The following is a 9,194-nucleotide window of genomic DNA, read 5'->3' on the forward strand; positions in this document are numbered from 1 at the left end:
TACCTGCACGCCGTTGCCGATGCCGTCCAGCAGGTTGTTGATGTCGCTGGCGCGGTTGTCGAGCGACTGCGCCGTGAAGAAGTTGGTCGGATTGTCGAGCGCAGTGTTGACCTTCTTGCCGGTGGACAAGCGGTTCTGCGTGGTGGCGAGCAGGTCAGCGGTCGACTGCAGCGAAAGCAGATTTTGACGGACCGATGCCGAAAGAACGATGCCGGACATACTGGATACCCTTCTGGATGAACACGATTGACGCGACGCCGTAAATTTCGCACGGCGACCCACGCCACACTGGTCCGTCGGCGCTACCCGTTCGTTAAAGGGCTGGTCCGTACAAATACCCAGGACGGCCTCGCCGGTGATTCGACGGGCGGCCGGCGCGATGGCTGGCCCCGGCAGCGCGCGGTCGGCGCCGGACCGACGTCATGGCCCTGGATTTCCTGCGCATGTGCAGGACTTGCGACATCCCGGCGCGGCCGGCCCGGCGCGTCGATAGCCGGCGTTGCAAGCCACCACGATGCCAAGTCCGGCGAGGAACAGAGTTAATGGAAATCAACAAATGAGAGACAAAGTCGCGCGCGTATCTCGCGCCGCGCGGATCGACGTCGATCACCGGTGCCGGCGGCGGCCACGCCGTCTGCCCTCTAGAGGGTATAGTTTCGACACCACAACCCTTGTGCAATTGGACAGGCAAGCTATGTTCGCAGTCCTTCCACACGCCAAGAGTAGGTGATGCGAGACCGTAGTGCTCCCGCCCTCGGCAGGAGCAGCAATGTCCGCGGTATCGCGTCCGCCCAATCGTCTGTTGCAAGCACTTCCCCCCACGGAGTACGCGCAACTCCATCCCCTTCTGGAAACCGTCGACCTGACCAAGGAAACGGCGCTCGCCGATGCCGGCGCGCCGGTGCAGCGGGTTTATTTTCCGCATAGCGGCGTGGTCTCGATGATGATCAATCTGTCCGACGGGCAATCTGTCGAGATCGCAACCGTCGGTCGCGACGGCGTCGTGGGCGCGTCTGCCGCCCTGCACGAGCGGCCGCTGCTTGCCGACGCGATTGTCGTGGTGCCAGGCTCAGCCTCGATGATGCGGGCGGAGGATTTCCGCGAGGCAGCAAATCGCAGCGCGGATTTCCGGACCCTGGTTGCGCTCTATGAGCAGGCGTTGATGGCGCAGACGCAACAATCCGTCGCCTGCAACGTTTCGCATCCGGTGGAGGCACGGCTGTCACGATGGCTGCTGCGCGCACGCGATCTGTGCGGCAGCGAGGCGTTGCCGCTAACCCAGGAAATGCTGGCGCAGATGATCGGCGTCCGGCGCAATGCGGTTTCGATTGTCGCACATGGGTTTCAGCAGGCCGGCATCCTGCGTTACAGCCGCGGTCATATCGAGATCACCGATATCGACGGGCTGCGGAAGGCGGCGTGTGAATGCTATACGACGGTCAAGGCGCACGCCGAACAATTGATCGGGCCGGAAGACTGACCGGCGCGCCGCCCAGCCCCAACTGTGACCGACCACACAACTTGAATGTGCGGCGATAGGTCTATTCCTATTGGAACCAAGACATGTTTCCATTGGAACCCTGACGTGCCAGAATAGGTTGCAAGGACGTCCAGCCGCACGTCAGCCCTGGGCCCAGAGACAAGCTTTGCCGGCAGGCTGGAGGTTGCTTTGGAAACGGTTCCTCGATCACCCAACGGATTCCTGGCGTCGCTCTCGGCGAGCGATTTCGAATTGATTCGGCCGCATCTGCGGACGGTCGACCTCGCGGCCGACTCGGTCCTGGTCGAGACCGACGAGATGCTCAAGCGGACATACATGCCGCACAAGGGCGTGATCTCGCTGGTGGTCAAGCTGGCAAGAGGCGAGCGCGTGCAGGTCGCGATGGTCGGCCGCGACAGCATCTATGGCGCATTCGCCCCGCTCGTCGAAGGGCCTGTCCTCAACAACGCCACGGTGCTGGTGCCCGGCACCGCCTCGACCGTGGAACTCGAGCCGTTGCGCGCAGCTGCCGGCCAGAGCCCGACGCTTCGGGCGAGATTGATCCGGCACGGGCTCGCCGTCTACGCCCAGATCCAGCAGACCGCCGGCTGCAACGCTGCGCACACCGTGGAGTCACGGCTGGCGCGATGCCTGCTGCACACGCGCGATCTCTCCGGCAGCAACAAGATCGTCCTGACGCAGGAGGCGATGGCGCAGATGATCGGCGCGCGCCGCAACAGCGTGTCGCTGGTCGCGCATACCCTGCAACAGGCCAATTTCATCCACTACAGCCGCGGGCACATCGAGATCACCAACGCGGATGGGCTGATCAAGACCGCGTGCGAATGCTACGCCGCGGTCAAGGCGCAATATGCGGGACTGCTGAGTTGTCAGGAAGTCGGCCGTTAGAGCTGGTTTGTTTTGCCGCGTCTTCTTCGCGCGAGCCGGCACCCGCTTCGCTCAAAAGCGCTCTGACCGCTGTGCAAGCCGTACTTCTACGGCGTGCGATTTTCATCGTCGGATAACGCTGCATCGCCACAGTTGCGTGGACGCACGGGGGAGCCGATGTTCACGTACCAGACGACCGACCGGAAGGAAGCCCGGCGCTTCCGCATGGCCCAGTTCAACGGCCGGACCGCCACCGTACGGTCGGCCGGCGCGACCGTCACGGGACGCGTGCGCGCGATCGTCGAAAGCAGGTCTGGTGCGACGGCGGCGTGGCTGGTCACGATCGTTCCGGATGAACCGAAGGCATCCGCGCCGGCCGCGCGGCTCGCGCCGCGCCTGTGCTTCGCCGCGGAAGACGATTTCTGAGAACCGGGTTCTTACGAACCGAACACCGCTCAGAGCGTTCCGATGGAATGCTCTGGATTTCAGTTTTGACGCGTCTTCTTTACGCGAACCAGTTCGCTTGAAAACGCTCTATGCGGAATGCAACAGGGCCTTGCGGACGAGGTCGGCGGTGTTGCGCGCGCCGAGCTTGCGCATCGCCTCGGCGCGATGGCTCTCGAACGTGCGCGGGCTGATGTTCATCCGCAGCGCGCCCTGCTTGTTGGAATAGCCGTCGCTGATCAGGCTGAGCACTTCGCGCTCGCGTTTGGTCAACGGCTTGCGGCCGGCTTCCGGCGCGAACATGACATCCGGCGACCGGGAGCCTGCCGGCTTGTCGTCGCCCGGCGGCTTGAGATCGGCGGCCGGGACCGCATTGGGATAGAGGTCGGAAATCTGCTTCAGCATCGCGGACACGCGCTCGGTCTGCTCGAGCGCGTTCTCGATCACCTGCCGCAGATAGACGCCATTGCCGGGCGCGTGCGCGAATTGCTGACTGTGCTGTTTCAGCTCGTTCATATAGAGCAGCAGCGCCGTCACCGGCCCATTGAACTGCCGGACGATCGCGGCACCGGCGTCCGCCTGCGGCCGCGGCGCTGCGGGTTCCTGAGTCTCAAGCGGCTGCGGCTCGAGCGTCGCGGTTCCACCCATCCATGCCGGAAGGCGCGCCTCGGCTCGGTTGTCATGTTGCGTCATAAGTATGGTTTACCAAAGGTGAACTTGTGGCCGCGTTAACACGGGACTCCGTAAAACTACGGGTGACGCAACTGTGACCTTGGGCCCCGACTTGCCAAGCAGGCGCAGATTACCGCTGATTTGGCAACGAATCTCGCATATTTGAGTCGAATTACAGTATTCTTACGGGACGGGTGGGCGAGGTCGTCGCCGACGGGATTCGCGGCCCGACGTTGACCTAAACGGTTCGGCCGGCGTTTCCCGGCTCGTTGGTTCCGGGTTGAACATGGCAGGGCTTCACGGCCCGGCATCGCCTCAGGGGCGCCGGAGCCGAAGGAATTTCTGCAGGAACCGCCCCGAAAGAACGAACCTGAACCACCAATACGCCATTCGCCGGGTCGTCATCGATCATCCCTTTCGGCATCGGGATGGCGTCGGCATACCGCACGCGGGCGCCCGCACATATGAGACGGTTCACATCAACCGAAGCATCGGGTGCGCATTGGGCAGGGATCGGATCAGGCGAATGTCAATTTACAGCCCCGACGGGCGTCGCGATGATCGCCGCCTCTCGATCAGCAATAAGGGCGCGGCCATGAAGCGAGGGCGGAACGGATCCTGGATTTCCATGATGACGATTGCGGCGCTCGCCGCAGCACTGCTGCTTGGCGGAGGCGCGCATGCGCAGACCGAGCCGACCAGCAGTGCCGCGCCGACGCCCGACACCGCGGTCATGCTCACCATCTTCTTCAAGCATGATCAGTCGCGACCGCTCGGCGAGCTCAACGCCCAGCTTGAGCGGCAGGGCTTCTACAAGGCGTTTCCGCCCGAGGGTGTCGAGGTCGTCAGCTGGTACGTGATGATGGGAATCGGCCAGGTGGTGACGCTGCGGCTGCCGGCATCGCGGCTGCGCGAGGTCAACCGCGTCATCGAGAACAGTGCCTGGGGCGCCTACCACACCGAGTTCTACCCGACCTACGACTACAAGGCGGTCGGGATCGGCAATCACGAAAAAGCAAAGCAGTAGCTGATCGCATCGAGACCGCTGCCGGGAGTCACGCCCGCGCGCCGGAATTGCCGGTTTGGTGGAAGACCGGGCTAGCGATTGGATCCGATCCACCGCCTATGCGTGGGCCCGCGAGCGCTGGCTCAATCGCTTTGCCAGCGTCCGCAGATCCTCGGCGCGCCCGCTGCAAAGCAGGCGGCTGAATTCGTCAGGATCTATGGAGGCAGGCGGAAAATCGGCTGGGTTGCGTGCGACACGGCGTAGCCAGATCAATCGGAAGAGACGCTTGAGCATCTTCATGGTTGTCAGCCCCGATGAGCGTCATTGTTAAATCGCGGCAATGAAATTTGGTTCCACACCTTGTGGTCGCCCGGCGCAAAATTTGGTTCAACGCCGTCAGGCGAACAGCGCCTTGCGCTTTTGCACGCGCGCAATGGATCGCCGCACCGCGGCCTGATCGAGTGATCCATTCTGCACCGCACTCGCGACCGCCGCGGCGATGCCGGCCATCTCCTGCTCCTGGTCGAACAGATTGTTGCCGATGCAGATCATGTCCATGCCGGCGGCGATCGACTGCAGGCTGGCCGCGCTTGTGCCGAGCGCCTTCTGCAGCCCCTGCATTTGCATGTCGTCGGTGATCAGCAGCGTCTCGGGCAGGCGACGGCGAAGCCGGCCGAGCCCGGCCAATGACAATGTCATCGGATGCTGCGCGTCCCACTGCCGGACAATGGCGTGGCTGACCAGTACCGCATCGCCATAGGTGCGCGGCGCCAACGCGTAGAACAGTTCCTCCTGCTCGGGACGCAGCGCATCGGAAATGTCCATGAACTCCAGATGCGAATCGACGCTTGCACCGCCGATGCCCGGAAAATGCTTCAGGCAGAGGCCTACTCCCGCCTGCCGCGCCGCAGCGTCGACCAGCCGGGCATTGGCCTCGACCTCACCGATATCGGGCGAATAGGACCGCTTGATCCTGCCGATGTTGGGATTGTCGGGATTGTAGTCGACGTCGATGACAGGCGCGAAATTGTAGCGGATGCCGAGCCGGTGCAACTCGCCGTAGCTTGCGGCCAGCACCGTCTGCTTTTCCGCGCGCGCGAGCAGATTGAACTCCTTCGCGCTCGGCAGCGGCTGAAAACCGCAGGTGTCCTTGAGCCGGCGCACCAGGCCGCCCTCCTGGTCGATGAAGACCAGCGGCCGCGACGGCAGCGCTGCGATCTCGGCGCAGAGCGACTGCACCTGCGCGGGCGAGGCGATGTTGTTGTCGTATTGCCGGGTCTGGCAGGAATAGTCGAACAGGATCACCCCGCCGAGCCCGAACTGCGCGGCAAATTCCTTCAGCCAAGGCGGAACGACCTTGCCGTAGAAGCCGAGAATGAAGAGTTCGCCGACGGACATGGCCGCTCGATTCGGTTGCCGCATGGAATCAGCCGCGCCCGATGGAATAGCACGCTGGGGCGGCGGTAAGAATATGACGCAGCTTGCTGCTCGACTGCGTTCCCCGCGCTTGCATCACTATGTTAAGACACGCCGGCGGGCCTCGATCGCCTGCCACGACACAAGGACTTTCGGAAACCGCCCATGACAGCAGCTTACGTCCCGCAAATGGCCCTTTACCGCCAATGGCTGAAGCGGACGCGCGGCCTTGAGTTTGCGGATTTCGAGGCGATGCGGCGCTGGTCGGTCACCGATATCGACGGCTTCTGGCAGAGCGTGTGGGATTATTTCGACCTGCGCTCGCCGACGCCGCATTCGGCGGTGCTGGCCGAGCGCAAGATGCCGGGCGCGGTGTGGTTTCCCGGCGCTTCGGTGAACTACGCGCGCCAGGTCTTCCGCCATGTCGCGCCGGCGCATGCCGCAGGCCTGCCGGCCCTGATCTCGAGCGGCGAGGACGGCAAGCTCTCGGAGACGAGCTGGCCCGAGCTGCAGCGCAAATCGGCCGCGCTGGCGCTGCATCTGAAGGCTAACGGCGTGCGCGCCGGCGACCGGGTCGCCGCCTACTTGCCGAACATTCCCGAGACGATCATCGCGTTCCTCGCGACCGCGAGCCTGGGCGCGGTCTGGAGCGTCTGCGCGCCCGACATGGCGGCGCCCGCGGTGATCGATCGCTTCAAGCAGATCGAGCCGAAGGTGCTGATCGCCTGCGACGCCGTGACCTATGCCGGCCGCCGCCACGATCGGCAAGGTGTGATCGAGGAATTGCGGCGCGCGCTGCCGACCGTGCAGCATGTCATCCTGCACAGCGACGCCGCGCCGTCCGAGACGCGATTGTCATCGATCCTCGCGGGCCGGAGCGCGGCGATCGACGCCTTCGAGCCGGAATGGCTGCCGTTCGATCATCCGCTCTGGATCGTCTATTCCTCAGGCACCACCGGATTGCCGAAGCCGATCCTGCACAGCCATGGCGGCATCATCGTGGTGGCGCTGCCGCTCTCGACGCTGCACAACGATATCGGCTGCAGCTATCAGCCAAACTCGTTCGGCGAACGCTTCCACTGGTACTCCTCGACCGGCTGGATCATGTGGAATTGCCAGGCCAACGGCCTGCTCAACGGCACGACCTGCTGCATTTTCGACGGCAGTCCCGGCGGCACCAAGGACAAGCCGGACTGGACCACGCTGTGGCGCTTCGTCGCCGACGCCAAGGCCACCTTCTTCGGCGCCGGCGCGGCGTTCTTTGCCAATTGCACCAAGGCGGAGATCGATCTTGCTGCCGTCGGCGATCTCTCGGGCCTGCGCACGCTCGGCTCGACCGGCTCGCCGCTCAGCGCCGACACCCAGGCCTGGTTCAACGAGCGCTTCGCCGCGCTTGCGAAGCACAACGGCAACGCTGCGCAGGCCGATATGTGGTGGGCCAATATTTCCGGCGGCACCGACTTCGCCGGCGCCTTCATCGGCGGCAATCGCGAATTGCCGCAGACGCCGGGGATCATGCAATGCCGCCTGCTCGGCTGCGCGGTGGAAGCGTTCGACGAGCAGGGCCGCGCGGTGATCGACGAGGTCGGCGAGCTCGTCTGCACCGAGCCGCTGCCCTCGATGCCGCTGCGCTTCTGGAACGATCCCGGCAACGCGCGCTACCTTTCCAGCTATTTCGAGACCTACCCCGACAATTTCGACGGAAGTGGCCGCGGCCCGGTGTGGCGGCATGGCGACTGGCTCAAGATCAACCCCGACGGCTCCTGCGTGATCTACGGCCGCAGCGACGCCACCATCAACCGCCATGGCCTGCGGATGGGCACCAGCGAGCTCTATTCCGCGATCGAGGCGCTGCCGGAGGTGCTGGATTCGATGGTGGTCGACCTCGAATATCTTGGCCGCGACAGCTACATGCCGCTGTTCGTGGTGCTGCGCGAGGGCATTGCGCTCGATGCCGCGATGAAAGCCAAGATCAACAAGGCGGTCGAGGCCGGGCTGTCGCGCCGCTTCCTGCCCAACGACATCTTCGTCGTGGCGGAAATTCCGCGCACGCTGTCCGGCAAGAAGCAGGAGCTGCCGGTCAAGAAGCTGCTGCTCGGCCATCCCGTCGAGAAGGTCATCAATCGCGATGCGATGGCCAATCCCGGATGCCTCGACTGGTATCTCGATTTTGCAAAGAGCTATCTGAGCAAGCAGGCCGGCGCGGCGTAACGGCCGCCGAATGCCACTCGCGTTTGGGATCTCACGACATGTCTTCACCCAGCTACATCGACCCGCTCAACGGAAAGCTCTATCCGCTGGATATCCCGCGCTGGTGCTCCGACGAAGGCAAGCCGCTCCTGATAACGCCGCTGCCGGGAATCTCCCGCGACGACATCGATCGCGGGACGCGGTCGCTGTGGCGCTATCGGGCGGCGCTGCCGGTCGAGATCAGGCAGCCGATCACGATGGGCGAAGGCTACACGCCTGCCGTCGAGAAGGCGTGGGATGACCTGCGGCCGCATTTCAAGCTCGAATGGTTCAATCCGACGGCGAGCTTCAAGGATCGCGGCACCACGGTGATGCTGTCGTTCCTGCGCCAGCTCGGCGTCGATGCGGTGCTGGAGGACAGCTCCGGCAATGGCGGCGCGTCGGTTTCAGCCTATGGCGCGGCGGGCGGGATGCGGGTCAGGATCCTTGCGCCGGCCACGACGTCGCCGATGAAGGTGGCGCAGATGCACGCCTTCGGCGCCGAGGTGCAGCTGGTCGAAGGCCCGCGCGAGGAATCCGAGGCGGAAGCGATCCGCCAGTCGAAGCTGATCTTCTACTCCAGCCACAACTGGCAGCCGTTCTTCCTGCAGGGCACCAAGTCGCTGGCCTACGAGATCTGGGAAGATTTCGGCTTCACCGCGCCCGACAACGTCATCATGCCGGTCGGCGCCGGCAGCAGCCTGCTCGGCTGCTATATCGGCTTCAAGGAGCTCTTCGCGGCCGGGCAGATCGCGCGGCTGCCGCGCCTGTTCGCGGCGCAGCCGCTCAACTGCTCGCCGGTCGATGCCAGCTTTGCCGCCGGCGTCGACACGCCGGTCGATCGCGCGGTCCGCAAGACCATCGCCGAGGGCACCGCGATCAAGCACCCGCTGCGGCTGAAGCAGATGATCGCGGCACTGAAGGAGAGCGGCGGCGGCACCGTCGCAATTCCCGAAGTCGGCATCGTCGCCGCGTTGAAGCGATTGGCGCAGACCGGCCTGTTCGTCGAGCCGACCTCGGCCTCGGCCGCCGCCGCGCTCGACGTCCTCAAGGCGCGCG

At 64.4% G+C, this 9,194-nt stretch carries 10 protein-coding genes; 6 read left to right on the top strand and 4 right to left on the bottom strand.

The window, feature by feature from the left end; genetic code table 11:
• A partial coding sequence (locus AKL29_RS45680) for a flagellin N-terminal helical domain-containing protein (protein WP_488230432.1) occupies positions 1–219 on the bottom strand: 219 nt, incomplete at its 3' end.
• A 550-nt stretch (positions 220–769) separates the two neighbouring features.
• Between AKL29_RS45680 and AKL29_RS28095 the strand changes: the two genes are divergently transcribed.
• The 3 genes from AKL29_RS28095 to AKL29_RS28105 all read left to right on the top strand — a co-directional run bounded on the left by AKL29_RS28095 (position 770) and on the right by AKL29_RS28105 (position 2,794).
• Entirely contained in the window at positions 770–1,480 is a 711-nt protein-coding gene (locus tag AKL29_RS28095) for a Crp/Fnr family transcriptional regulator (protein ID WP_063779960.1), read from the top strand.
• Between the two features lie 189 nt (positions 1,481–1,669).
• Positions 1,670–2,389 (top strand): Crp/Fnr family transcriptional regulator, encoded by a 720-nt coding sequence (locus AKL29_RS28100; RefSeq protein WP_050386403.1) that lies wholly within the window; start codon positions 1,670–1,672, stop codon positions 2,387–2,389.
• A 156-nt stretch (positions 2,390–2,545) separates the two neighbouring features.
• Positions 2,546–2,794 carry a hypothetical protein gene (locus AKL29_RS28105; protein WP_050386404.1) on the top strand — a complete coding sequence of 83 codons (249 nt, stop codon included), beginning with the start codon at positions 2,546–2,548 and terminating at the stop codon, positions 2,792–2,794.
• Positions 2,795–2,902: 108 nt separating this feature from the next.
• Here AKL29_RS28105 and AKL29_RS28110 read toward each other — a convergent pair whose 3' ends face one another.
• Positions 2,903–3,505 carry a helix-turn-helix domain-containing protein gene (locus AKL29_RS28110; protein ID WP_050386405.1) on the bottom strand — a complete coding sequence of 201 codons (603 nt, stop codon included), beginning with the start codon at positions 3,503–3,505 and terminating at the stop codon, positions 2,903–2,905.
• Between the two features lie 607 nt (positions 3,506–4,112).
• On the opposite strand from AKL29_RS28110, the gene AKL29_RS28115 reads away from it, so the two are divergent.
• Positions 4,113–4,511, top strand: a complete 399-nt coding sequence (locus tag AKL29_RS28115; protein ID WP_430648896.1) for a hypothetical protein — start codon at positions 4,113–4,115, stop codon at positions 4,509–4,511.
• A gap of 96 nt (positions 4,512–4,607) precedes the next feature.
• Here AKL29_RS28115 and AKL29_RS43010 read toward each other — a convergent pair whose 3' ends face one another.
• Both AKL29_RS43010 and AKL29_RS28120 read right to left on the bottom strand, forming a co-directional pair.
• Complete coding sequence (locus AKL29_RS43010; RefSeq protein WP_160321802.1) at positions 4,608–4,790, bottom strand: hypothetical protein; 183 nt, start codon at positions 4,788–4,790, stop codon at positions 4,608–4,610.
• 96 nt (positions 4,791–4,886) lie between these two features.
• Positions 4,887–5,888: a glycoside hydrolase family 3 N-terminal domain-containing protein gene (locus AKL29_RS28120; protein WP_050386406.1), complete on the bottom strand. Its 1,002-nt coding sequence runs from the start codon at positions 5,886–5,888 to the stop codon at positions 4,887–4,889.
• A gap of 150 nt (positions 5,889–6,038) precedes the next feature.
• Here AKL29_RS28120 and AKL29_RS28125 point away from each other — a divergent pair, with 150 nt between their 5' ends.
• Together AKL29_RS28125 and AKL29_RS28130 are read left to right on the top strand one after the other, a co-directional pair.
• Positions 6,039–8,117, top strand: a complete 2,079-nt coding sequence (locus AKL29_RS28125) for an acetoacetate--CoA ligase (protein ID WP_283809428.1) — start codon at positions 6,039–6,041, stop codon at positions 8,115–8,117.
• A 38-nt stretch (positions 8,118–8,155) separates the two neighbouring features.
• Positions 8,156–9,194: threonine synthase (locus AKL29_RS28130; protein ID WP_063779963.1), on the top strand; the 1,039-nt coding region annotated here is incomplete at its 3' end.

The sequence above is a fragment of the Bradyrhizobium pachyrhizi genome (genome assembly GCF_001189245.1).
GTDB lineage: Bacteria > Pseudomonadota > Alphaproteobacteria > Rhizobiales > Xanthobacteraceae > Bradyrhizobium > Bradyrhizobium pachyrhizi.

Excerpts from the sequence above, each read along its gene's own strand:
- AKL29_RS28095 (WP_063779960.1), top strand. The coding sequence starts at position 770 with ATGTCCGCGGTATCGCGTCCGCCCAATCGTCTGTTGCAAGCACTTCCC.
- AKL29_RS28105 (WP_050386404.1), top strand. The coding sequence starts at position 2,546 with ATGTTCACGTACCAGACGACCGACCGGAAGGAAGCCCGGCGCTTCCGC.
- AKL29_RS28110 (WP_050386405.1), bottom strand. The coding sequence starts at position 3,505 with ATGACGCAACATGACAACCGAGCCGAGGCGCGCCTTCCGGCATGGATG.
- AKL29_RS28115 (WP_430648896.1), top strand. The coding sequence starts at position 4,113 with ATGATGACGATTGCGGCGCTCGCCGCAGCACTGCTGCTTGGCGGAGGC.
- AKL29_RS43010 (WP_160321802.1), bottom strand. The coding sequence starts at position 4,790 with ATGAAGATGCTCAAGCGTCTCTTCCGATTGATCTGGCTACGCCGTGTC.
- AKL29_RS28120 (WP_050386406.1), bottom strand. The coding sequence starts at position 5,888 with ATGTCCGTCGGCGAACTCTTCATTCTCGGCTTCTACGGCAAGGTCGTT.